Raw genomic sequence first — 23,732 nt, forward strand, 5'->3', positions numbered from 1 at the left:
GCGTTCCTCAATCGTGCGGAGCGCCCTTGCCGAGCACCGCGCACACGTGGCGGGCGATCATCAGATCCTCGTCGGTCGGTATCACCCAGACGGATACCCGGCTGTGCGGCGCGCTGATGCGCGGGCCGTGCGCCAGGTTGGCGGCTGCGTCGAGCGCGATGCCGAGCCACGCACTCGCTTCGCAGACCCCGCGCCGGATCGCGCCGGCATGCTCGCCGATGCCGGCCGTGAACACCAGTGCGTCGATGCCGCCGAGCGCGGCGGCGAGCGAGCCCAGTTCCCGCACGATCCGGTAGACAAAGAGCGCGACGGCTTCGCGCGCGGTCGCTGCGTCGCTCGCGAGCAGCACGCGCATGTCGTCGCTCAGGCCCGACACGCCGAACAGCCCCGAGTCGTGATAGAGCAGGTGGCCGATCGCATCCGCGCTCATCCCTTTGGCCTGCATCAGATAGAGCACCACGCCAGGATCGAGATTGCCGCAGCGGCGGCTCATCGGCAGCCCGTCGAGCGCGGTGAAGCCCATCGTCGTCGCGACGCTGCGGCGCTCGCGCAGCGCGCACATGCTCGCGCCGCTGCCGAGGTGCGCGACCACCACGCGCCCGTGGGCCGCCGCCGCGCCGAGGTATTCCGGCAACGCACCGGCAATGTACTCGTACGACAGGCCATGAAAGCCGTAGCGGCGCACGCCCTCGTCATTCAATGCGCGCGGCAGCGCGAAGGTGGTCGCGACGGGCGGCTGCGTGTGATGGAACGCGGTATCGAAGCAGGCGACCTGCGGCAGCGCGGGATGCAACGCGGACAGTGCGTCGATCGCCGCCAGATGATGCGGCTGGTGCAGCGGCGCAAGCGGGATGAGGCGCCGCAGCGCCGCGACGACCTCGGGCCCGATCCGCACCGGTTCGACATAGTGCGCGCCGCCGTGGACGACGCGATGCCCGGCCGCGCTCACGCGTTGGCGCGGATAGTGCTGCGCGAGCCAGTGCAGCAGCGCGGCCAGCGCGTCTTCATGCGTCGCGCCGGGCGGCTGCATGTCGGCGACGGCGCGGCCGCCGCGCTCGACGATGCGCAGACGCAGCCGCGCGCCGATGCCCTCGCACTCGCCTTCGCAGATCAGATGCGCGCGCTCGGGCCGCTGGTGTGCGGGGAACAGCGAAAACTTGACGCTCGACGATCCGGCGTTGAGGACGAGAATCGTGTCCGTCGTGGACGGGGTCATCCGCGGGCCCCGTCATGGTGTCGCGCGAGCAGCAGCGCGATCGCACAGGAAGCAAGCCGCGCGAGCGCATGATCGGCGCGGCTCGTCAGGATGATCGGCACGCGCGCGCCCAGCACGATGCCGGCGATGTGCGCGCCGGCGAGGTATTCGAGCTGCTTTGCGAGCATGTTGCCCGCTTCGAGGTCCGGCACGACGAACACATCGGCCCGCCCCGCGACCGGCGAATGGATGCCCTTGGTGCGCGCCGCTTCTTCCGATACGGCGTTGTCGAACGCGAGCGGCCCGTCGAGGAGGCCGCCGGTGATCTGGCCGCGCTCGGCCATTTTGCACAGCGCGGCGGCGTCGAGCGTCGAGCGCAGTTTCTCGGTGACGGTCTCGACCGCCGACAGGATCGCGACGCGCGGCTGCACGATCCCGAGCGCGTGGGCCAGATCGATCGCGTTCTGGATGATGTCGCGCTTGTCTTCGAGCGTCGGCGCGACGTTGATCGCGGCGTCGGTGACGAGGAGCGGCCGCGGATAGCCCGGTGCGTCGATCGCGAACACGTGGCTGATGCGGCGCGCGGTGCGCAGCCCCGCTGCGGCATCGACGACCGCGTGCATCAGTTCGTCGGTATGCAGCGCGCCTTTCATCAGCGCCTCCACGCGGCCGTCGCGCGCCATCGCGACGGCTTCGGCGGCCGCGGCTTCGCCGTGCGCGGCCGCAACGATCGCATACGGCGACACGTCGATCGCAGCCTGCTCGGCGGCCGCGCGAATCCCGGCTTCCGGGCCGACGAGCACCGGCACGATCAGGCCTTCGCGGGCCGCCTCGATCGCACCGCCCAGCGACACGCTGTCGACCGGGTTGACGACCGCCGTGCGTATCGGTTCGAGTCCGCGCGTCATCGCGATCAGACGCTGGTAGCGCTGCCCGGTATCCTGCAGCCCGGTCTGCGCGAGCGCGCTGCGCGGCCGCGCAATCTTGCGGGTCGGCGCGACGACCCGCACGGTGCCGTCGATCACGCATTCGCCGCGCTGGTTGAACGCGGTGCAGGCAAGCGTGACGCATTGCGCGGCGTCGTCCTTGTCCGTCACGCGCACGGACGCGCTCAGCGTATCGCCGGGCGCGATCGCGGCCGCGAAGCGCAGCGACTGATCGACCCAGCCGGTGCCGGCGCCGGGAAGCCGCGCGCCGATCAGCGTCGACAGCAGCAGGCTGCCCCACAGGCCCGCATCGACGTTCGCGCGCGGCGACGCGCAAGCGTCCGCGTCCGCGTCCGCGCTCGCGTCGAGCGATGCGTCGCCGTCCGTGAGCTGGCCGAGCAGCGCACGGTCGCGGCGACCGAAGGTGCGCGTGAGCGTCGCGGCATCGCCGACGCGCAGTTCCGCATACGTGTGATTCTCGATCTGTTCCATCTTCGCGCCCCGCTGGCGGCTACCGGCGCGCAATCGCACCGCTGCACCGCCGCAACCCGGGCACTATCGGCGATCGACGTCGTGCGCATGTTGATCGACGTCAAACGCATGCGGCCGCGGCGTCGTCGCGCGGCGGCGCGGTCCGCTCAGGCAGCCGCCACGACCTCGATGCGCAGCGCGGGCGCGCCCGCCGCGATCGCGAGCAGGCGGTCGACGTTCGGATGCGCGCCGGGCCGGCTGCGTGCGTTGGCCGTATGGTCGGCGAACACCGCGAGACCGTGCCCGGCGGCTTGCGCATCCAGCGTGCCGAAGGTTTCGCGCAGAAAGTGATAGACCGCGAGCGAGCCCTGCTTGCCCGGTGTGTTCCCGATGCTGGCGACGACGGCGCCGCTGCCGTCGAGCAGATCGAGACGCGCGATCGTGTCGATCGCCGGCAGTTGCGCGAGGTTGTCCTTGAATACGTGGCCCGGTTGAATCATCGAACGTGCTCCGCCGGTTGTGTGCGGGAAAGGCGGGCCGTACCCCGGCCGATCGCCCGTCAGTCCTGCCCGCTCGCGCCGCCGCGCGCGGGCCGGCGCACGACCCGCACCTTGCCGCTGTTGCCGCCGCCGCAGTAGAACAGCGCATCGCCGTCGGATTCGAGCCCGGACACGCCGGTATCGGGCGGCATCTGCAGGCTGTCTAGCACGGCGCCGGTGCGTGGATCGATGCGCCGCAACTCGCTTTCGCCGGCCTCCCAGGTGCCGTGCCACAGCTCGGCGTCGACCCAGGTGACGCCGGTCACGAAGCGGTTCGACTCGATCGTGCGCAGGATCGCCCCGGTCTGCGGATCGATCTGATGGATCTTGCGTTCCCGGTACTGCCCGACCCACAGCGAGCCTTCGGCCCATGCGAGCCCCGAGTCGGCGCCGCCGCCCGGTGCGGGGATCGTCGCGAGCACGCGGCCGCTGTCGGGATCGATGCGCTGGATCCGGTCCTCGGCGATCTGGTACAGATGCCGGCCGTCGAAGGCGGTTCCCGCGTGTCCCGCGACGTCGAGCGTGCGCACGCTCGCGCCGCTCGCCGGATCGAGCGCGGTGAGGCGGTCGCCGGATGCGAACCAGATCCGGTGGCCGTCATACGTGACGCCCCCGATCTGCTCGACGCCCGCAAACGGGCCGTATTCGCGGACGATTTCTGCAGGTGAGCGTTTCATGGCGGTTTCCTCGTCGACGGATCAAAAGGGATGCGTCGATGCTACCCGTCCGGCAGCGGCACCGCGAGTAACAACGGCGTCGCGAATCCGGGCAGCGGCGGCATCGTCCAGCGGCGCGCCCGCGCGCGGCCGAGCGGCTGCACCTTGCCCGCCTGCGCGAGCGCGTCGAGCGCGCGCTGCACGCTGCGCTGGCTCGTGCCGAGCGCGAGCGCGAGCGCCGAGCTCGACCATGCCTCGCCGTCCGCGAGCAGCGCGAGCAGGCCCGCATGCGTTTCGTCGACGGGCCGCTCCAGCACGATGACGTCGCGCGCGGCATGCGGCGCGAGCACGAAGCCGCGCGCGGTCGCGTTCACGTCCGCAAGCGCGCGCAGCATCGCGCGCAGCCGTCCCATCTCGACGCGCAGGCGCGCGCGATGCGATTCGTCCGCGAGCCGCAGGCGAAAGGCGCGCGCGACCAGTTCGTCGCGCGGCACGTCGCGCGGCCACGCTTCGGCAAGCGCGCGCACGAGCGCGAACAGCACCGGACGGCGCGCGAGCACGACGGAGGTCCGCGGATCACGCACCACGTGACGGCAGGCATCGACGACGAACGCGGGCGACGCGAACAGCGCCTGCATGTCGTCGAGCGTGAGCAGGCGCGGTGCGCCGCCTGCGACGAGCCGCGCCGCCGGCGCATCGAGCAGCCGCGCGGCGTGCTCGATCTCGGCGCGCAGCGCGGGAATGCGGGACGCGTGTGCGGCGGCGTTCGCATCGGCCAGCGCGGCGCGCGCGCGATCCGCGTGGATCCGCCGCATCGCGATGCCCGCTTCGATCAGCGCGTGCGTTGCGCGGGCGGCAGGCGGCAGGTGCGCGATGTCGAGCGCGGCGAGCTGGCGGTGCGCGTCGTCGAGCTGGCCGACGAGCAGCAGACGGCGGATCTCGACGTACCGCGCATGCGTCGCGTTGAGCCGGTCGCCGTGCGCTTCGAGCGTCGCGCGCGCGGCGGCGAGCGCCTTGCCGGGCCCGTTGAGCTCGCGCGCCGCCAGGGCGATCTCGGCCTCGGCGACGACGCAGCGGGCGCGCGCGAGCGCCTCGCGCGGGCCGAATGCGCGCGCCGCGCGGCGCACGAGCGCGCGGGCGCGCGTCAGGTCGCCGAGCTGTGCCATCGCGATGCCGCGCAGCGCGAGCGCAGGCGGGTCGTCGCGCAACGCGATGCGGTTCAGCGCGCCGAGCGGATCGCCCGCGGCGAGCGCAGACGCAGCCGCTGTAACGAGCGAGTCCATCATGCGGCGACTCCCCCCATGAATCCCGCCATTTTTGTCACTCCCACCGTTGGCAAGCCGGCGCCTAATCTAGCACACGTGTTTCGTCGTTTTGGCCGCGCGGGCCGGCTGCCGGCGCGGCGCGATAACCTGTTTCCCAAGGAGGCTGCCATCATGACGACCCATTCCGTGACCACGCGCGCAGCGTGGCTGAAAGCCCGGCTCGATCTGCTCGAGGCGGAGAAGGCGCTCACCCGCCAGAGCGACGCGCTGGCGCAGCAGCGCGCGGCGCTGCCCTGGGTGCGCGTCGAGCGGCCCTACCGGTTCGACACCGCAGATGGTGGCGCGTCGCTTGCCGATCTGTTCGGCGGCCGTTCGCAACTGCTGGTGTATCACTTCATGTTCGGCCCGGATTACGCGGCGGGCTGTCCGTCGTGCTCGGCGATCGCCGATGGGTTCGATGGCCTCGTCGTGCATCTCGCGCATCACGACGTCACGCTGATGGCCGTTTCGCGCGCGCCGCTCGCGAAGCTGCTTGCGTACCGCGATCGGATGGGCTGGACGTTTCCGTGGGCGTCGTCGCAGGACAGCGACTTCAATTTCGACTTCAACGTGGCATTCACCGAAGCGCAGCAGCGCGACGGCGAGGTCGAGTATAACTATGCGCGCGGGCGTCATCCGATGGACGCGACGCCGGCTCCCGCGCCCGTCGCGCAGTTCGCGGCGACCTGCGGCACCGACCCGGCCACGTACGCGCGCGACCGGCCGGGCATGAGCGCGTTCGTGTGCGAGGAGGGCGTCGTCTATCACACGTACTCGACCTACGCGCGCGGTCTCGATGCGCTGTGGGGCATGTACCCGTGGCTCGACCGCGCACCGCGCGGGCGCAACGAGACGGGCATCTGGTGGCGTCGTCACGACGAGTATGCGCGGCCATGAACGGACGCCGGCGGGTGCTGTTCGCGCATGTCTCGACGCGCGCGGGCGCGCAGGCGTCAACGAACGCGCATGATGCTCGCGCGGAGCGCGCCGGGCATGGGCGACCTTGCGGCCTCTATGTGCTCTATGCGTTTGCCGCGCTGTCATGCGCGGGTTGCGCGGTGCTGACGGTGCGCGCCAGCGCCGCAATGGCCGCGATGGGCGCGCTGCCGATGCCGGGCGGCTGGATGCTGTCGACGCTCTGGGTGCCGGGTTGCGGGCAAACCGGGTGGGCGATGGCGAGGTCGTTCGCCGGCATGTGGTCGACGATGATGGGCGCGATGATGGTGCCGCTCCTCGCGCCGATGCTCGGCCGCGAGGAGGCCGCGCTCGCCCGCGTCGGCATCGGCGCCGCGCGCCGCGCGGGGTGGCTCGCGCAAGCGGCGGCCGGCTATGGGCTGGTCTGGAGCGCGCTCGGCCCGGCGATATGGCTGGCCGGCGCGGCCTGCGCCGCGCTCGCGCTGCGCGGGCCGCTGCTGGCCCGCGCGGCGCCGTGGGCCACGGGGATCGCGCTGATCGGCGCGGGTCTGTTCCAGTTCAGCGCATGCAAGGCGCGCGCGCTCGCGTGCTGCCGCGCCGGGCTGGCGCACGGCGGTTGCGATGCGCGGCGCGCGCCGCGCACTGGCACTGGCACTGGCACTGGCACTGGCACGGGCACTGGCACGGGCACGGGCACGGGCACGGCGTGGCGGCATGGTCTGCGTGCCGGCCTTCACTGCAGCGTCTGCTGCGCGGGTTTGACGCTCGCGCTCGTCGTGACCGGCATGATGGATCTGCGCACGATGACAGGCATGACCATCGCGCTCGCGGCCGAGCGTTTCGCCCCGCGCGGTGCGCGCGTTGCCCGCGCGATCGGCGTCGCGCTCGGCGGGGCCGGCGCCTGGCAGATCGCGCGCGCGGCGGGCTTCATCTGAGCGGGTACGCCCGCGCGGGATCGGCGACGCGTGGGCGGGGCGCCCCGGCCGAAATTTTCCGATCAGAAACACGGCGGGGCGGACGGGTAGCGTCGCGCAGCGCCAGTCCGTGCGCCCGACGGCGGCCCGCGCGCGGCCATTTTCACCAGATCTGCGCTGTGGCAGCGCCAGGTCCCGGGCCGGCCGTGCTTGCCGCCCTGTTCCCCCACGTGTATAGTTTCCGAACTTACTTTTGTTTCGTATTGGAAATTCAAAGGGGCCGCCATGAACGCTTCGACCATCCTTGCCGAACTCGGTATTGCGGACGCGGCACAAGCCGGCGACATCGCGGTTCACTCGCCGATCAACGGCGAACTGATCGGGCGCGTTGCCTCTCAACCCGCCGCACGGGTCGATGCGGCGCTGGCCGCGGCGAAGCAGGCGGCCAGCGTGTGGCGCGACGTGCCCGCGCCGCGCCGCGGCGAGCTCGTGCGGCTGCTCGGCAGCCGTCTGCGCGAGAAGAAGCAGGCGCTCGGCAGCATGATCACGCTCGAAACGGGCAAGATCCTGCAGGAGGGGCTCGGCGAAGTGCAGGAAATGATCGACATCTGCGACTTCGCGGTCGGGCTGTCGCGCCAGTTGTACGGGCTGACCATCGCTTCCGAGCGTCCGGGCCACCGGATGGCCGAAAGCTGGCATCCGCTGGGCACCTGCGTGGTGATTTCCGCGTTCAACTTTCCGGCGGCCGTCTGGTCGTGGAATGCCGCACTCGCGCTGGTGTGCGGCAACGCGGTGATCTGGAAGCCTTCGGAGAAGACGCCGCTGACCGCGCTCGCCGTCACCCGCCTTCTCGAAGAGGCGCTCGCGGCGTTCGGCGACGCGCCCGCCGGGCTGACCGCGCTGATCCAGGGCGGCCGCGAGGTCGGCGCGCAACTGGTGGCGGATCCGCGCGCGTCGATCGTGAGCGCGACTGGCAGCACCGAAATGGGCCGCGCGGTCGGCGTCGAAGTGGCGAAGCGCTTTGGCCGCTCGCTGCTGGAACTGGGCGGCAACAACGCCGGCATCGTGACCGGCAGCGCCGACCCGGCGCTCGCCTTGCGCGGCATCGTGTTTTCCGCGGTGGGTACGGCCGGCCAGCGCTGCACGACGCTGCGGCGCCTGTTCGTGCACGAGAGCGTGTACGAGCAGACCGTGGCGCATCTGAAGCAGCTGTACGCGAAGGTGCCGATCGGCAACCCGCTCGAAAAAGGCACGCTGATGGGTCCGCTGATCGACCAGCGGGCATTCGCGCGCATGCAGGACGCGCTGCAGCGGGCGGCGGCCGAGGGCGGCCGCGTGAGCGGCGGCGAGCGCGTCGACGTGCCGGGGCACGACGGCGGCTACTACGTGCGTCCCGCGCTCGTCGAGATGCCGTCGCAGACGCCGGTGATGCTCAAGGAGACGTTCGCGCCGATCCTGTACGTGCTGCGCTACCGCGACTTCGGCGCGGCGATCGAGGCGAACAATGCCGCCGCGCACGGGCTGTCGTCGTGCGTGTTCACCACCGACCTGCGCGAGGCCGAGCGCTTCCTGTCCGCGTCGGGCAGCGACTGCGGCATTGCGAACGTGAACATCGGGCCGAGCGGTGCGGAAATCGGCGGCGCGTTCGGCGGCGAAAAGGAAACCGGCGGCGGCCGCGAGTCGGGGTCGGACGCGTGGAAGGCGTACATGCGCCGCGCGACCAACACGGTGAATTACTCGTCCGCGCTGCCGCTCGCGCAGGGCATCGACTTCAATCTCGGCTGAGCGCCGCGCGCGGGCCCCGTCGTCGAGGAGTGCGTCGTGACTGCGAAAGTCGTCATCGTCGGCGGAGGCGTGATCGGCAGCGCGATCGCGTATTTTCTGCGCGCCGCAGACCTGCAAGTCGAGGTGGTCGTGATCGAGCGCGATCCGACCTATGCGCGGTCGTCGTCGGCGCTGTCGGCCGCGTCGATCCGGCAGCAGTTCTCGACGCCGCTTTCGATCCAGATGTCGCTGTACGGCATTGCGTTCCTGCGCTCGCTCGGCGAGCGCCTGGCGGTGGACGGGGTGCAACCGTCGATTGACCTGCACGAAGGCGGCTATCTGTTTCTCGCGACAGCGGAGGGCGCGTCGACGCTGCGCGAGAATCATGCGCTGCAGCGGCGTCTGGGCGCCGACATCAGCTTGCTCGACGCGGCTGCCCTGCAGGTGCGTTTCCCGTGGCTGAACACGGCCGATCTGGCCGCCGGCGCTTTCGGCGAGAGCGGCGAGGGCTGGTTCGACGGCTACGGTCTCGTGCAGGCGCTGCGCAAGAAGGCGCAGGCGCTCGGCGCGCGCTACGCGGCCGACGAGGTCGTCGACCTGCGCCGCGATGGCCGGCGCGTGACGGAGGTGGTCACCGCGCGCGGCGGGCATCACGCATGCGACGTCGTCGTCAATGCCGCAGGGGCGTGGTCGCGCCGGATCGCGCAGATGCTCGGCATCGACCTGCCGGTGTACGCGCGCCGCCGCAGCATCTTCAATGTCAGTTCCCCGGCGCGGCTCGAACCGTGCCCGCTGCTGATCGACCCGAGCGGCGTCTACTTCCGTCCGGAGGGGCGCACGTACCTCTGCGGGACGTCGCCGCACGCGGACCACGACCCGGACGACCTGCCGCTCGACGAAGTCGATCATGCGCTGTTCGACGCGGTGATCTGGCCGGTGCTCGCGCACCGCGTGCCGCAGTTCGAGGCGCTGCGCGTCGAGCGTTGCTGGTCCGGCTACTACGAGTACAACGTGCTGGATCAGAACGCGGTCATCGGCCCGCATCCGGACATCGACAACTGCATTTTCGCGAATGGCTTCAGCGGCCACGGCCTGCAGCAGGGCCCGGCCACCGGGCGCGGCGTCAGCGAGCTGATCCTGCACGGCCGTTACACGACGCTCGACCTGTCGGCGCTGGGCTTCGCGCGCGTGCTGGAGAACCGGCCGATCGTCGAGAAGAACGTCGTCTGAGCGGGACGACCGCGGATCGCGGGCAGCGTGGCGATTCGCCGTGCGTTCAGGGACTTGCCGGATGCGTGCGCAGGATGTCCACAGGGTTTTGAACAGAAACTGACTTATACCCTAACGATACATAGTTCCTGGGTAAGTAGCGAGGAATTCAGGTTAGAGTTGGGTTTTAAGGAGCAGAGCCTTGCGATGTATAAATACATCGTAATACACGGAAACTTCCAAGCGCCAGCGATAACGCGGGCGCTTTGACTATCGCGTAGTTCGTACATCAGGGGGCTTGGTGGTGTGCCCTTTGAGCCTGCTATTCCTCCGGCGCCGCCTCCCACTCCTTGCCATCACCAAGGATAGGATGGGTATCACTCACCACAACCAGAGGCTTACCACGATGGGCCAGCGCAAATCGCGATATCGCGCCGGCTTGCCCGTCCGGCATTGCTTGGCAGTTCGAACCTAGTGCCCCGACCCACACATACTGCCTGGATTCAATGCAGGCAAGGTAGTAAGCCACACTCATGTTGTTCCCCTTTAATTTTTGCTTTGCCTAAACAAGCACTTTTCGAATTGCCCGCGCAAATCCCACCTCAAATACCGTCCGTCCGCGCGCGTCGACAATCTCGCCATGGCTACCTTCGCGCAGGCCGCGCGCTTCGAGGAAGTCGGCCGAAACCGCTTTCTGTATCGCCTCAAGCTCGGACGGCGTGAACTGTGCGGTCATAGCGAGCACGTTCACAGGTTGCGAGACGGGTAGTGGGCGCCGGTCCACCGTCACTTGCGCATTGGCTTTCAGCACATTGAGCTGCGCCTTGAGCTTGTCGCGCTCGGCGATGATGGCCTGCATGATGGAGCGGATGGCCGGGTCCTCGATGCGCATTAGGTATTCGTGGCTTGCAAGCGTCTTCGGTGGCTTGGGTGCGGGCGGGCCTGCGTAGGCGGCCCACGCTTCGATGAGCGCCCGGTAGTCGGCCGACTGGGCGTTGTAAAGCGCACGCCCCTTCATGATGCCTGACGCTTCTGCCAGGCGTCCTACGGCCGGCAGCGAGAAGTCGCGCGAGCCCACTTCGTGCTGCCTGCGGCAGAGCTCGTGCATCTTTGCCAGATTTGCACGCCGGTTCGAGCGTCCGCCTTTGGCGAGCAGCGACTCGAGCACAGCGTCCGGGTGGATGTCCGTCGCACCATTCATGCTTTGTCTCCCGTGAGAGCTTGGAGCCGAATTACCGGGAGCGGATTGGTCGTGGGCAGCAGCGCGGTCAGGTCTATATCGAAGTGCTGGCTGAGGCTCATGCCTGCGTCCATCAAGTGAATCACTCGACGCTGGCCGAGCGCGGGATTCGTGGGGTCCACCTGCTGGGCAAGGCGGCGCATGAAGGCGTTGCCTGCAAGCAGTTGCTCCTGTTCGCTCATAAGCATAAACACGGGCGGTAGGTCGTCGCGATAGAGCGCGGCGTCAAGTAGCTGGCTGCGACGGAACACCGCCTTGCCCGGTTCCAAGTCAGGGTAGACCTCGACGTTTTCGCACACGCCGGCGAGCTGGAACAATTCCGATTCCGTCTCCTCGAACGCGAGACGCACGTCACCCACTGTGCCGGCGGAGACCAACTGGGTTCCATCGCCCTGCAGCGCATCGAGGGCCGCCTTGCAGCGTTCGATTAAACGCCAGCAGGCCACCAGGTCTTCGGCGAGGTCGCTGAAGCGCTTCATGGAACTCTCCCACACACGCTCGGCCTGCCGGTGGGCGTCCAGTCGGGTGAACGGCTGGCCTGCGTATTCCGCATCGGCTTTCTGCTTCTTCAGGTCCAGCAACGCGTTTTCACGAGTGAGACAGTCATTGCGCGCCTCATCAAAGTGGTAGGCGAGCGTATTGAAGTGAGCGGTCAGCGCCGGCAGGTGATGCGGCTCGGTCACGAACCAGCGACAACGCACGCAGTTGCGGCTGCCACCGGGCACGGGGCCATACTTCTTTAAGGTTGCGGGGCCAATCTGCGGTCCGCCGTTATAACAGCCACCGACCGCACCGTTGTCCTCAACCTCGCTAGTGTTGCCGCCGACCAGGCACAGGCCGTGGTGCATGGGCATCCAGCCCGCCGGGTTGCGCGCGGCCGGGTGCTGAGGGATGGCTGCGGCGAGGCTGGGCACGCTGTTGCAGATGGCCTTGTGCAACAGTTCGTCGTGCGAGGTGTCGAGCAGGAAATTCTGAATGCTCAGTTCTTTGCCATTTTCGAGCCGCTCCGCCGCGCCCAGCAGCACGTCGTGGATGTATGTCGCGCCCGGTTTGGTGTAGTACATCGTCATCAGCAACCGACTGTGGCCGACGAGCTTTTGAAGAATTGGAAACGGCACCTGCCCTTCCAAGGCCAGTGCGGTGATGAGGGAGACGCGCAGACTATGCAGAGGAAAGAGAGTTGTCGGATTGCCTGTGCGTTCTTCAATCGGAGGGAGGAATTTAATCGGCGAGCCATTGCGATGGGTCTCGCCCCGTGCTGCAAGCCGTATTTCCATCTCTTTGAGCATCGCAAACCAGCAGGTGTCCAACACGGCCACCCTACCAGGCAGATGACGCTCTGCATTACCGGCTTCAGGCATCCTGAACAGAAAGCAAGTGTCGGAGTAGCTTGCCAATTGAACCTCGCTCTTGGCTCCGATATGGCGGCCGTCCAATTCCGTCCAGGCCGTGCGCTGCGAGATGGGGTTGTACTTTTCCTGCCAGTTGCGCAACTTCTCCATCCAGAAGAAGACATCCTGGTGCACTGGGCCGCCACAGAACCAGGGCAACACATAGCCCTTCTCAGGCCCGGACTTGGCGATGTCGGCGGTTTTGTTGGTATTGATGTAAAGCACGGCTGGGACGGCTTCGCCATCGGCGAGCGGGCTGTTGCGGCGAAACACTCCTTGCTGCAGGGGGCGGCGTTCGTTGCCCTGAGCAAGCCGGCCTGCGTTCAGCATCCAGTTGCCATTTTCGAAGCGCCAAGTATCTGCTTCGCCAGAGTCGAGCATGCGGACCTGGAAGGTGCGTAGCGGCACGATAAGCTTCACGAGCAGAGCGACCCAACGTACTGGGGACCACATTTCTAGCACCTGCCGCTCATCGCGATGGTCCTGGCTCACTTTGCGGAGTCGCCACACGCAGTCCGGGTCGTTCCGGTCAATCTGGTCTTCAGTCACCTCGAACCAGTCAGGCGCGTAGTTGAGCCGATAGCTGACGCCCGGACTCAAGGCGTTCTGCGCAAAGTGCCAGTCCCGGAACTGCGGTCCTGCTGCGAGCATTTGGCGCAGTTCGTCGATGTAGCCGTAGGGCAGCGGCGAATGCACGCTCTCGTCCCGTCTGGGCTGGCCGCCAAAGGACAACCGCGGAAGAGGGTTTCGGAAGGCTGGCGAGACCACTGGCTTCCCGTTGTCGTCAGTTTCGCTGAACTCGCGGAGCAGTACAAATTGTAGGAAGGCGTTGATGTAATTGTTGTATTTGATGCCTTCATACGAATCCGGGCAGGCTGTACGGTAGAAGTCAGGCAGTACCGTGCTTCGGTTTAGAAGCACCGCCGGTTCGAGTGGCAAGCCCTGCCTAACGAGGTAACGCTCGAAGAAAGCCACCAAGGCGCCGAGCTTTGGCTTAATTGCGCTCACTTCCCCTTTGAGCCAATCAACCCCGAAGACGCGCCAGGCAGCCAATTGAGGATATTCCCGCTCCACCCAACCCAAATCCGCATCCGTACTTCGCTGTACACCTAATTTGCGGGCAGCGGCAGCGGTAGACGGCGCGGTCGCTGTCTTCCGTTTTTTCATATGGAATCCTTGTCGTTGAGGGCAATGTCCGGTAGCAACTGGCCCAGTACGAATGGCGTGCCGCCGTGTTTGTCCCGCAGTCGCTGCGCGGCCGCTTCAAGCGCCGCCAGGACCTCGCGGGTGCTCGCCTGCGTGTAGACCTCCTGACTCTGTTCGGAGGCGTGATGCATGAAGCGCCGAATTAGATGCTTGTCGACCCCGGCATTCCGCAGGCGCCGGCCGTAGGCGTGACGGTGGCCGTGCGGTGTCGTGCCCAGTGCCTTGCCGACGTCGAGGCCAATGCGTTTGCAAGCGGCGGCATGCGCCTTGTTGTACTGGGTGAGCGTGTACACCGCGCCCACGGGCTCGCGACTCAAGTTTATGAAGGCGAAGGGGTGGTCGCGCTCGACACGTACGACCTGTTCGAGGTAGCGGTGCCACAATTGCAGGAACCACTCACCATACTCCGGCGTGAACCAGTACGCCTGCTTGTAGTAGGCTCCATCGTGCATGCCACCCTTCCAGCCGGCGTGACGCCGGTCCAGGACCTCGGTGCGGGGCACGAGGCCGAACTGCTGGGCGAGGTATTCCGCTCGGTTGCCTTTGCGCGGCTTGCTTCTTTCATCGCGCCAATCCGCCGGCGCGGCGCCGTGGCTCGGATGATGGATGAGCACCTTGGCTTGTCGCGGGTTGGCCGGGTCCGGGAATACGTCCGAAACGTAGAGATGCAAGGGCTCCGATTCGCGGAAGCCCGCGCCATGGAGCAGCAGCGTGATGAGCATGCCGCGATAATCCGGGCGTCCGGCTGCGCTGAATCCCTTGGCAAGCAGTTCCTCGAAGCGCTCTTCCGGGAAGGCCGGCGGCTCGTCTTTTTCAACCTTTGGCAGGCGCTGGCCACGGACACGGTGCCCGGTTTCGGCGGGGGATGCGTTCGCTGCCCAGGTGTGCCCGAGGAAGGCCTTGCTTCGCCGGAACTGGTAGGCGACCTCGTCGGTCTGCCGGTCGAAGGCGCCGCCCGCATAGCGCGGGTTCACCTGTGCCGCTTCGGGGCGCATTTCGCAGAGCCAGTCGAAGAAGTCGGTCAGGTGGGTGACAATGTGCGAGGCGTCCTGGGGTGAGCGCGGCGCCCAGCACAGGCCGCTGGGGTCGAGACCGGTCGTACGGTCGAAGGTGCCGGTGTAGAGCCGCTGGGCGAAGTTCTGGAACAGGCGGTAGGTGTCGCACTCGGCGGGGTTGGATTGCAGGTATTCGAGGAACATCCGCACTGAGCGGGTCACTTTAGACATCCAGGCCAGGCTGCGGTCGTGGCTGCGGTACAGGTAGTAGTCGAGCAAAGGCTCCAGTACCCCAACTGGGGTCAGGAGTCCTGGCAGTTCGGTATAGACGCCTGTGGCGTCTGTGTAGACCTTAGCTTTAACAGTCACGAACATGGGGACCTAAACAGAGAGACGACGCAACAGGTCCGCCGCACCTTTGAAGTCGAGATGGTGCAAATGCATGACCAAATCCAACGCCCCCCCTCCGCCGCGCTTGAGCCGGATGTCGAAGAACTTTGGGCCGCGAAGAAGCAATTCGAAATCTCGTCCTTCAGCATTGACGTGATAGCGCAGAGTGCCCTGTGCCCTTATGGGCTCGAAAGTGTCATCGGCCTTCGCATAGCACCCCAGCTTATCCAACACCAGGATGGCATCGAGCGCCCGCCAGCGCTCCAGCGTCAAGTTATCCACAGACCGTCGTCCCATACGCTCCTCCCCCGGCCCCCCACCTGCTACTCGTCTTTCAAAGAAAGACTGCTACTCGAAACCCAAAGACATCGCGACATCCTTCGGGCGGAATCTACATGCGATGCATAATTATGGAATAAGTTTGCCAACCATCAATCAAAAAAAACCCCCAACTAGAGGGGTTTTGCGGGCTACTGTGAGCTGAATCAGCCTAGCTATGTATCTATGTTTGGGGGGAATAAAGAATCTGTGGGTAACTCCGGCTTCGGCTTCGCGTCGCGCACCTCGTCGCGCCCCGGACGCGTCTAACCCATTCCCGCCAGCCGGTGCCATCCCGCCAGCGACAGGCGCGGCAGCCACATATGGCTCGCAACCCATCCCGCCGCCAGCCACGAGGCGCCGACGACCAGCAGGTCGCAGCGCCCGCTCGTCCACCAGTTCAGCGAATGACGGGTCGCGATCCACGGCACCCCCAGCGGATTCGGCCAGTCCGCGAGCAGGTGCATGATGCCGCCGCAGGCGAACCCGAACGCGAGCGCCGCACACGGGTGCGCGGGGCCGAGCGAGCGATACGACACGACGAGCAGCGCAGCCCATGCGACGCCCCAATGCGTGAGCGTGCGGTGCGTGATCCACAGCCGCCGCCTGCGCGACCACCAGGCGATTTCGAGCCAGTCGGGCGCCGTGCTGCCCGCGACTGCACTGATGAAGCCAGGCAACGCCATCAGGCCGAACGGCCCGCCCGCGCCGGCGCGCACGATAAAAACTGCAGCGATCACGCCGGCCGCGAAGCCGGTCGCATGATGGGCATGACGTGAAGCCATCGGAATTGCACGGCGCGCGACACGCCGATCGGAAACGAAGGGCGGCTATGTTCGCAGAAGCGTGCAAAAAATGACAGCGGCGCGTGCGCGGCCGCTGTGCGGATCAGGTCGTGCAGCGGGCGATGTCGAAGCGCAGCTCGGGCTCGGGCGGATCGTCCGATGCGTGCGCCGGGCGCATCACCTTGACGACCGCGCCATCGGCGAGCGGCGTCAGCGTGACGAAGTACGCGGTATCGGAGTCGGAGCCGACCGCGAGTTCGGTCTCGTTGCCGACGATCGTCGCACGCACGCGCGCCAGCCGGCTTTCGAGGCACGCGCTGATCGAGGACGCGCTGCGCGCCGAGCGCAGATAGACGAGCGGCTGCGAGGCATCGCGCGACGGTCCCCCGGGACTGCCGCAGGCGGCGAGCGCGAGCACGGCGGGAACGATGGCGAGGAGTCTTTTCATGGTGGAGTCGTAGAGATCGGGACGCCGCGACGCGCGGCGCGCAGGGCGATATCCACGAGTATAGCGGCGCACGCTGCACGCGTGGCCGCACCCCGCGCGCCGCGTGCGCAAATCGACGCGCAAAAAGAAAACGCGCGCGTGACCGGTTCACGCGCGCGCGGGCGGGGCGACCGGTTCCGCAGAACCGGTCCGCTGCTTCGATCAGAAGCGGTGACGCAGACCCACTGCGGCCGCGACCTGGTTGCCGTTGGTCGACGGCGCGAGCGTGTTGATCATCGCTACGTTTGCCTGGCCGTTGGCCATCTCGCCCGATGCGTGCTGGTACACGCCTTCGAGGTACACGTCGGTGCGCTTGCTGAGCGAATAGTCCGCCTGCAGCGACACGGTCTGCCACTTCGGATCGCCTTCGGTCACGCCGCCGGTCGACTTGCCGTCCGTGAACGTGTAGGCCGCGTTCAGGTTCAGCGCCGGCGTCAGTGCGTACTTGCCGTTGAGTTCAAAGTTGTCGAGGCGCAGGTTCGTATCGGTCGGGATGGCAAAGGCCGTACCGCCCTGTGCGCCCGCGAGCAGATCTTCGTCCTGCGTGTGGGTCCACACGAAGCCAACGGTGGCCGGGCCATACGAGTAGTTCACGCCGGCGCCGAACGTGCGCTGCAGCGCCGCGGTCAGGTTCGCGTTGTTGCCGTCGCCGGCCGACACCGCGCCGCCTGCGTCATTCGACAGGTCAGGCGAGTTGTTCGTCTGCAGGTAGGCGGCGGCGAAGTTCAGCGGGCCGTTCGTGTAAGTGGCGCCCGCGCTCCATGCACGGTTGTTCGAGAACTCGCCGGCCGCGTTGCTGAAGCCGTACAGGCCGCCGAAACGCAGACCCTGGTAGTTCGCGCTCTGGTACTTGATCGCGTTCTTGATCGAGAACGATTCGTCGAGGTTATCGTTGTCGAACGGGTGGGCGGCGAGGTTGTTGCCGAAGTCCGCGCCCGCTTCCGACAGCGGCGACAGGTAGTCGACCATCGAGTCGTACTGGCGGCCCAGCGTGACCGTGCCGTACTGGTCGCTCTGCAGACCGACGTACGCCTGACGGTTGAACAGCGTGTTGCTTTCGGTGAACTGGCCGGTGTTCACGTTAAAACCGCTTTCCAGATCGAAGATGCCGTGCAGTCCGCCGCCGAGGTCTTCGCTGCCGCGCAGACCGAAGTACGTGTCGGACACGGAACCGCTGCGTTCCTGCCAGTTGCTGTGGCCGGTCTGGTTGTTCGAGTAGACGAGGCCCGCGTCGAGCGTGCCGTACAGCGTGACACTGCTTTGTGCATGAGCGCTGATCGCAAATGCGCTCATGATGCCCGCGACAATAAGGGTTTTTTTCATGCTTTTATACTCCGAAACAGTCCATAGGGAATCGGCTTGCGGGCGGTCCGTCAAATAGACGTTTACCCGACGATTCGAAGCGAAGTGTATTCCTGCAGATGAATTGATTAAGGTTGATCGACACAATAATCCTTTCCTGAATCAGGAATGGTGATGTCGATTCGGGTAAGTGCGGATAAACAAAGCATTTTTGTGATTATCCGGGCGGCGCGGGACGGGCTGTCAAGCCTTTTGGGCTGTTGTGCCGATGCGACGGGCAACGCGTATTGCCGCGGCGCGCGAATAGGCACGCGATTAGTGCGGGTTTATATTGATTCGATATCTGAAATTCACTATTCCAGTTTAGTCGCGGGCCGGCCTGGTTTGACGGGTTTAAAATCGAAGGCACCCCTTGACCGGGGGTGTCTTTTCATCTGTTTTAACGCGGCCCGCGGGCCGCGTTTTTTTATGCGTGAATGAAATGGCAGATTTGAACGGATATCAGGTTCCGCGAAAGCCGGAAAAATATCGTTCTTGATCGGGAAATAATGGCGTCGCGTCCGCGGAAGGCGCGCCGCCGCGCGCTAGCTGCGCTTGCAGAAGATCGCCGTGATGTGCGGCGCGACGTGATGAACGATCGCCGTGCTGCCGGCCTGGGTCACCGCGGCCTGCACGCTGGAGTCGCTGCCGAACACGACGGCGCCATACGCGGAGTTCGCGATCGGCGCGCCGTCGCCGGTGCGGAAGATCGGATCGTTTTTCTCGTAGCCCACCACCGCGAATACATGAAAGCCGAACGCGCTGAGGTCCGCCCCTCGCGCCGGACTGAACGCGTTGATCGAATTGCTTTCGACGCGCGTGGGTGTCGGATCGATCAGCTGCGCGCGCGCGAGGTCGGCGATGAACTGGTGAGCGGATTCGTTGCACGTGAGCGGCGTGTCCAGCGCGGCCGCCTGACAGGCGGTGGACAGGGCGATGCCGGCGGCGGCGAGAACGGCAGGCAAAACGTGCTTCATGTGCGGCGGGGCAGGTTGAAAATACAGTGGCGGCCGCGGCGGAAACCGCCGGCAACCGAGTTCGCACTTTACCAATCTTCCCCGGGTTCTGCTGGTTTTCTGTGCAGTTCGCGCATCCTGGCAGCGAATGCGCGCAACAATGAAAGACATTCGCAAGCTTGCCGGCGCTGCACTGCGCTGCGCACGCGCGGCGAGCCGGATGGCGTTGCGAGCGCCGCCGCGTCATCTGGTTGCGTGCTCAACGATCGCGGCGGTGCCGCAGATTCTGCTGTGGCAACGGGGATCGTCGACAACAAATGTTGCGCGACGATGCGATAATCGGGCCTTTCCGCCCATCGATCCGCCGATGCCTCTTGCCCTGGGTGCCTTCATCGTGCCGCTGATCGTCGCGTGCGCGATGTTCATGGAGAACGTCGACGGCACGGTCATCGTGACGTCCCTGCCGGCGCTGGCACGCGACTTCGGCCATAGCCCGATCACGCTGAAACTGGCGCTGATCAGCTACGTGATCGGCCTCGGCGTGTTCATTCCGATCTGCGGCTGGGTGGCCGACCGCTTCGGTTCGCGCACCGTGTTTCGCGCCGCGATCGGCATCTTCATGGCCGGCTCGCTGATCTGCGCGGCATCCACGTCGCTCGGCATGTTCGTCGGCGCGCGCTTCATCCAGGGCATCGGCGGCGCGCTGATGGTGCCGGTCGGGCGGATCATCATCTTTCGGGCGCTGCCCAAGTCGCAGTTCATCCGGGCCGTCAACTACCTGACCGTGCCCGCGCTGCTCGGCCCGGTCGTCGGGCCGCCGCTCGGCGGCTTCATCACCACCTATCTGCACTGGCGGCTGATTTTCTTCATCAACATCCCGATCGGCGTGCTCGGCATCTGGCTGGCGAACCGGCATATCGCGAACGTGCGCGAAGCGCATCCCGGGCGGCTCGACTGGGCCGGCTTCGTGCTGTCCGCCGGCGGCGCGACGCTGTTCATGCTGGGCCTGTCGCTCGTCGGCGGCGAACTGATCCCAACCGGCCGCGCGTTCGTGATGCTCGCCTGCGGCGTCGCGCTGCTGCTCGCATACGGGGGGTACGCGAACCGGGCCGCCTTGCCGGTACTCGATCTGCGTCTCTTGCGCATTCCGAGCTTCCAGGCCAGTGTGCTCGGCGGTTCGCTGTTTCGCATCGGTCTCGGCGCGGTGCCGTTTCTGCTGCCGCTCGCGTTGCAGGAAGGGCTCGGCATGACGGCCTTCATGTCCGGTGCGATCACGTGCGCCTCGGCGTTCGGCTCGATCTTCATGAAGACGGTGGCCGCGCGCGTGCTCGCGCGCTTCGGGTTCCGGCGCGTGCTGATGGTCAACGCGGTGCTCGCCGGGCTCGCGATCGCAGTCTACGGGTGCTTTCATCCAGGCATGTCGCGCGGGCTGATCTGGTGCATCGTGCTCGTCGGCGGTATTTTTCCGTCGCTGCAGTTCACGTCGCTGAACACGCTGGCCTATGCGGACATTCCGGCGCGCGACGTGGGGCGGGCGACCAGCGTCGCGAGCGTGATCCAGCAGATGTCGCTTGGCCTCGGCGTCACGGTGGGCGGCCTCGTGCTGCAGATTTCGCACCGCCTGCAAGGGCATCCGGCCATCGTGTGGTCGGATTTCTGGCCGGCGTTCGTCGCGATCGGGCTGTTCTCGCTCTGCTCGATTCCTGTCACCGCGCGCATGCCGCAAGGCAGCGGCGACGAAGTGGCGCGCGGCGGACGTGGGCGCGCGTAAGCCGGGCACGCGGCGTGCTGCGCAAGCGGGCGGCTGCGGGACATCGGCGCAGCGAGCACTGCGACCGGTCCATAAGGACAACTGAAGGTAGCCGGGGCAGCCGAAGTCAACCGAAGTCAGCCGAAGTCAACCGAAGGAGACATTCCATGTCATGGCTTGAAACAGCGCGGTTCGCGCGCCCGCTTGCGGTCGGGGCGCTCGCCGTCGTGTCGGCGGGCTTCGTCGACGGGTCGCCGGCCTGTGCGAAGGACGCCGCGCAAACGGAGCCGGTTGTCCTGGATGCGTCGGCAGTCGCGGTTGCCGACCGCTACGGCGCCGACACGGCCACGCGGATTTTCAAGGAGGGCGGCAATGCGGTGGATGCCGCGGTGGCGATCGCGTTCACGCTGGCCGTCACGTACCCGGAGGCCGGCAACCTCGGCGGCGGCGGCTTCATGACGCTGTACGTGCACGGCAAGCCGTATTTCCTCGACTATCGCGAGAAAGCGCCGCTCGCCGCGACGCGCACGATGTATCAGGACAGCGCCGGCCACGTGATCAGGGACATGAGCCGGCACGGCTATCGCGCGGTGGGCGTGCCGGGCACCGTCGAGGGCATGTGGGACGCGCAGCGCCGCTTCGGACGGTTGACATGGAAACAGGTGCTCGCGCCCGCGATCCATTACGCCAGCGCGGGCTTCGTGGTAAGCCCTGCGTTGCAGGCACGTCGCGATGCGGCCGCGACAGCATTCGGCGGCAAGACGAACTTCGACGCGTGGTTCGGCCGCCTGAACACGGGCACCCGCTTCACGCAGCCGCAGCTTGCGGCGGTACTCACGCGCATCGCCAACGACGGCGCGACCGACTTCTATGACGGCAAGACGGCCGATCTGATTGTCGCGTCGATGCGCGCCGGTCACGGGCTCATCACGAAGCGCGATCTGCGCGCGTACCGCGCGGTGTGGCGGCAGCCGGTCGAGGCCGACTGGAACGGCTACCGCGTGATCACCGCGCCGCCGCCGAGCTCGGGCGGCATCGGCCTCGTGCAGTTGCTGAAGATGAAAGCCGATCTCGCGCCCGCATTCAACGGCGTGCCGCTCAACTCCGCGCAGTACATCCATCTGGTCGCGGAGATCGAGAAGCGCGTGTTTGCCGATCGCGCGCAGTATCTCGGCGATCCGGACTTCTACAAGGTGCCGGTTGCGCAGCTGACCGACGACGCGTATCTCGCGAAACGGGCGGCGGAAGTCAACCCGGCTGCGCCGTCGGACACGCAGCGCGTGCAGCCCGGACTCGGCACGTCGATGCCGGAGCGCGCGGAAACGACGCACTTCTCGGTGATCGACCGGTGGGGCAACGCGGTGTCGAACACGTACACGCTGAACGGCTATTTCGGTTCGGGCGAGGTCGTCGACGGCGCCGGCATCGTGCTGAACGACGAGATGGACGATTTCTCCGCGAAGCCGGGCGCGCCGAACATGTTCGGCGTGGTGGGCGGCGAGGCGAACGCGATCGAGCCGGGCAAGCGCCCGCTGTCGTCGATGACGCCGACGATTCTCACGAAGGACGGCAAGGTCGCGCTCGTGATCGGCACGCCGGGCGGCTCGCGCATCTTTACGTCGATCTTCCAGGTGATCACCGACCTGTACGACTTCCATCTGCCGCTACCGCAGGCCGTGGCGGCGATGCGCTTTCACCATCAGTTGCTGCCGCCCGATACGATCTACTGGGAGCCGTATGCGCCGATCACCGGCACGCTTGCGCAGCAGCTCCAGGCGATGGGTTACGTGCTGAAGGGGCAGCACTTTAACGGCGACATCCAGGCGATCCTGGTCCAGGGCGACACGCCGCAGCCGGCATCCGATCCGCGCGGCCGCGGGGTCGCGCGCGTGATCCGCTGATGCCGCCTCGACGCGTCAACCGCGCTGCTCGACCGGCGTCACGCCCAGGTCGAGCCGTTGCGCGCCGCGCAGCACGGTGACGTTCACGGCGCGCGCGATGCGCGACGCGTCGAGGATCTGCTGCAGGCTGTCGACGCCGTCGACCGGCAGCGCGTCGATCGCGACGATCGTGTCGCCGGTGCGCAGTCCGGCCGTCGCCGCCGGACTGCCCTTGACGATTTCGAGCACCCGGACGCCGCTTTCCTGCGCGAGCCCGAAGTAGCGCTGCACGCGCCGCGACAACGGCATCGTCGTTCCGGCCACGCCGATATAGGCGCGCCGCACGCGGCCGTGCGCGAAGATCTGCATGATCACCCACTTCGCGGTGTCGATCGCGGTCGCGAAGCAGATCGACTGCGCGCCCGGAATGATGGCCGTGTTCACGCCGATCACCTCGCCTGCCGAGTTGATCAGCGGCCCGCCGGAGTTGCCCGGGTTCAGTGCCGCGTCGGTCTGGATCACGTCGTGGATCAGGCGCCCGGAGGTCGAGCGCAGCGAACGGCCGAGCGCGGAGACCACGCCGGCGGTGACCGTCTGCGCGAGTCCGAGCGGATTGCCCACCGCGATCGCGATCTGGCCGACCTGCAGCGCGCCGGAGTGGCCGAGCGTCGCGTGAGGCAGCGGCTCCGGCGAACCGATTCGCAGCACCGCGAGGTCGCTGTCGGGATCGTCGCCGACCCGATCGGCGTCGTACCGGCTGCCGTCCGCGAGCGTCGCGTGGAGGCGCGTCGCGCCATGCACGACGTGGCTATTGGTCAGCAGATAGCCGTCCGGCGTGAACAGGAAGCCGGAGCCGGAGCCGCCGCGCGCGCGGCGTGCGCCGGCTTCGCCGGACCCACGGCGCTCGACGTCGATGAACGCGACCGCCTGCTGCACCCGCGCGAGCGCGCCGATGACGGTGCGCGAGTACGCGTCGAGCAGCGCGCCGTCGTCCGGCGCGTCCCGTGCGCCCGGCGACGGGCGGCCGGAGGCGGCGGCGTGCCCGGACGGCAGGTCGTCGATGAAGCGGGGACGGCTTCCCATGATGCAGGTCCTCGGAG

At 67.2% G+C, this 23,732-nt stretch carries 20 protein-coding genes; 6 read left to right on the forward strand and 14 right to left on the reverse strand.

What is annotated here, in order from left to right:
* Positions 1-7: 7 nt before the first annotated feature.
* The 5 genes from AC3AP7_RS20420 to AC3AP7_RS20440 all read right to left on the reverse strand — a co-directional run bounded on the left by AC3AP7_RS20420 (position 8) and on the right by AC3AP7_RS20440 (position 5,070).
* The gene (locus AC3AP7_RS20420; protein WP_487364378.1) at positions 8-1,216 is read right to left on the reverse strand and encodes an acetate/propionate family kinase; all 1,209 of its coding nucleotides are present in this window, start codon (positions 1,214-1,216) and stop codon (positions 8-10) included.
* On the reverse strand, positions 1,213-2,613 hold the full coding sequence (locus AC3AP7_RS20425) for a bifunctional enoyl-CoA hydratase/phosphate acetyltransferase (RefSeq protein ID WP_487364379.1): 1,401 nt from the start codon (positions 2,611-2,613) through the stop codon (positions 1,213-1,215). The genes AC3AP7_RS20420 and AC3AP7_RS20425 overlap by 4 nt, the downstream gene beginning before the upstream one ends.
* A gap of 146 nt (positions 2,614-2,759) precedes the next feature.
* Positions 2,760-3,092, reverse strand: coding sequence for a DUF2322 family protein (locus AC3AP7_RS20430; protein WP_487364380.1), 333 nt, complete (start codon positions 3,090-3,092; stop codon positions 2,760-2,762).
* 59 nt (positions 3,093-3,151) lie between these two features.
* Positions 3,152-3,808 carry a Vgb family protein gene (locus AC3AP7_RS20435; protein WP_487364381.1) on the reverse strand — a complete coding sequence of 219 codons (657 nt, stop codon included), beginning with the start codon at positions 3,806-3,808 and terminating at the stop codon, positions 3,152-3,154.
* A 41-nt stretch (positions 3,809-3,849) separates the two neighbouring features.
* Positions 3,850-5,070 (reverse strand): helix-turn-helix domain-containing protein, encoded by a 1,221-nt coding sequence (locus AC3AP7_RS20440; protein WP_487364953.1) that lies wholly within the window; start codon positions 5,068-5,070, stop codon positions 3,850-3,852.
* A gap of 153 nt (positions 5,071-5,223) precedes the next feature.
* Here AC3AP7_RS20440 and AC3AP7_RS20445 point away from each other — a divergent pair, with 153 nt between their 5' ends.
* From AC3AP7_RS20445 to AC3AP7_RS20460, 4 genes are all read left to right on the forward strand, one after another.
* Positions 5,224-5,988, forward strand: a complete 765-nt coding sequence (locus tag AC3AP7_RS20445; protein ID WP_487364382.1) for a DUF899 domain-containing protein — start codon at positions 5,224-5,226, stop codon at positions 5,986-5,988.
* Positions 5,985-6,941, forward strand: coding sequence for a copper chaperone (locus AC3AP7_RS20450; protein WP_487364383.1), 957 nt, complete (start codon positions 5,985-5,987; stop codon positions 6,939-6,941). Before AC3AP7_RS20445 ends, AC3AP7_RS20450 begins: the two co-directional genes overlap by 4 nt.
* Positions 6,942-7,205: 264 nt before the next feature.
* On the forward strand, positions 7,206-8,705 hold the full coding sequence (amaB, locus tag AC3AP7_RS20455; protein ID WP_487364384.1) for an L-piperidine-6-carboxylate dehydrogenase: 1,500 nt from the start codon (positions 7,206-7,208) through the stop codon (positions 8,703-8,705).
* Positions 8,706-8,741: 36 nt separating this feature from the next.
* Positions 8,742-9,914: an NAD(P)/FAD-dependent oxidoreductase gene (locus AC3AP7_RS20460; protein ID WP_487364385.1), complete on the forward strand. Its 1,173-nt coding sequence runs from the start codon at positions 8,742-8,744 to the stop codon at positions 9,912-9,914.
* Positions 9,915-10,455: 541 nt separating this feature from the next.
* Here the strand turns inward: AC3AP7_RS20460 and gmtX are convergent.
* The 8 genes from gmtX to AC3AP7_RS20500 all read right to left on the reverse strand — a co-directional run bounded on the left by gmtX (position 10,456) and on the right by AC3AP7_RS20500 (position 19,023).
* Positions 10,456-11,094 carry a gamma-mobile-trio protein GmtX gene (gene gmtX / locus AC3AP7_RS20465; protein WP_487364386.1) on the reverse strand — a complete coding sequence of 213 codons (639 nt, stop codon included), beginning with the start codon at positions 11,092-11,094 and terminating at the stop codon, positions 10,456-10,458.
* Positions 11,091-13,691, reverse strand: a complete 2,601-nt coding sequence (gene gmtZ / locus AC3AP7_RS20470; protein ID WP_487364387.1) for a gamma-mobile-trio integrase GmtZ — start codon at positions 13,689-13,691, stop codon at positions 11,091-11,093. Before gmtZ ends, gmtX begins: the two co-directional genes overlap by 4 nt.
* Positions 13,688-15,100, reverse strand: a complete 1,413-nt coding sequence (gene gmtY, locus AC3AP7_RS20475) for a gamma-mobile-trio recombinase GmtY (RefSeq protein ID WP_487364388.1) — start codon at positions 15,098-15,100, stop codon at positions 13,688-13,690. Before gmtY ends, gmtZ begins: the two co-directional genes overlap by 4 nt.
* A gap of 6 nt (positions 15,101-15,106) precedes the next feature.
* Complete coding sequence (locus tag AC3AP7_RS20480; RefSeq protein WP_487364389.1) at positions 15,107-15,397, reverse strand: hypothetical protein; 291 nt, start codon at positions 15,395-15,397, stop codon at positions 15,107-15,109.
* Positions 15,398-15,699: 302 nt separating this feature from the next.
* Positions 15,700-16,218, reverse strand: coding sequence for a metal-dependent hydrolase (locus AC3AP7_RS20485; protein WP_487364390.1), 519 nt, complete (start codon positions 16,216-16,218; stop codon positions 15,700-15,702).
* A 103-nt stretch (positions 16,219-16,321) separates the two neighbouring features.
* On the reverse strand, positions 16,322-16,666 hold the full coding sequence (locus AC3AP7_RS20490; protein WP_487364391.1) for a sugar ABC transporter ATPase: 345 nt from the start codon (positions 16,664-16,666) through the stop codon (positions 16,322-16,324).
* 201 nt (positions 16,667-16,867) lie between these two features.
* Entirely contained in the window at positions 16,868-18,028 is a 1,161-nt protein-coding gene (locus tag AC3AP7_RS20495) for a porin (RefSeq protein WP_487364392.1), read from the reverse strand.
* A gap of 563 nt (positions 18,029-18,591) precedes the next feature.
* Positions 18,592-19,023 carry a hypothetical protein gene (locus AC3AP7_RS20500; protein WP_487364393.1) on the reverse strand — a complete coding sequence of 144 codons (432 nt, stop codon included), beginning with the start codon at positions 19,021-19,023 and terminating at the stop codon, positions 18,592-18,594.
* 346 nt (positions 19,024-19,369) lie between these two features.
* Between AC3AP7_RS20500 and AC3AP7_RS20505 the strand changes: the two genes are divergently transcribed.
* Both AC3AP7_RS20505 and ggt read left to right on the forward strand, forming a co-directional pair.
* Positions 19,370-20,773, forward strand: a complete 1,404-nt coding sequence (locus AC3AP7_RS20505; RefSeq protein WP_487364394.1) for an MFS transporter — start codon at positions 19,370-19,372, stop codon at positions 20,771-20,773.
* 146 nt (positions 20,774-20,919) lie between these two features.
* Entirely contained in the window at positions 20,920-22,653 is a 1,734-nt protein-coding gene (gene ggt / locus AC3AP7_RS20510) for a gamma-glutamyltransferase (RefSeq protein WP_487364395.1), read from the forward strand.
* Between the two features lie 15 nt (positions 22,654-22,668).
* On the opposite strand, the gene AC3AP7_RS20515 is transcribed toward ggt, so the two are convergent.
* On the reverse strand, positions 22,669-23,715 hold the full coding sequence (locus AC3AP7_RS20515; protein WP_487364396.1) for a S1C family serine protease: 1,047 nt from the start codon (positions 23,713-23,715) through the stop codon (positions 22,669-22,671).
* Between the last annotated feature and the right edge of the window lie 17 nt (positions 23,716-23,732).

The organism is Paraburkholderia sp. PAMB 6770, from assembly GCF_057748135.1.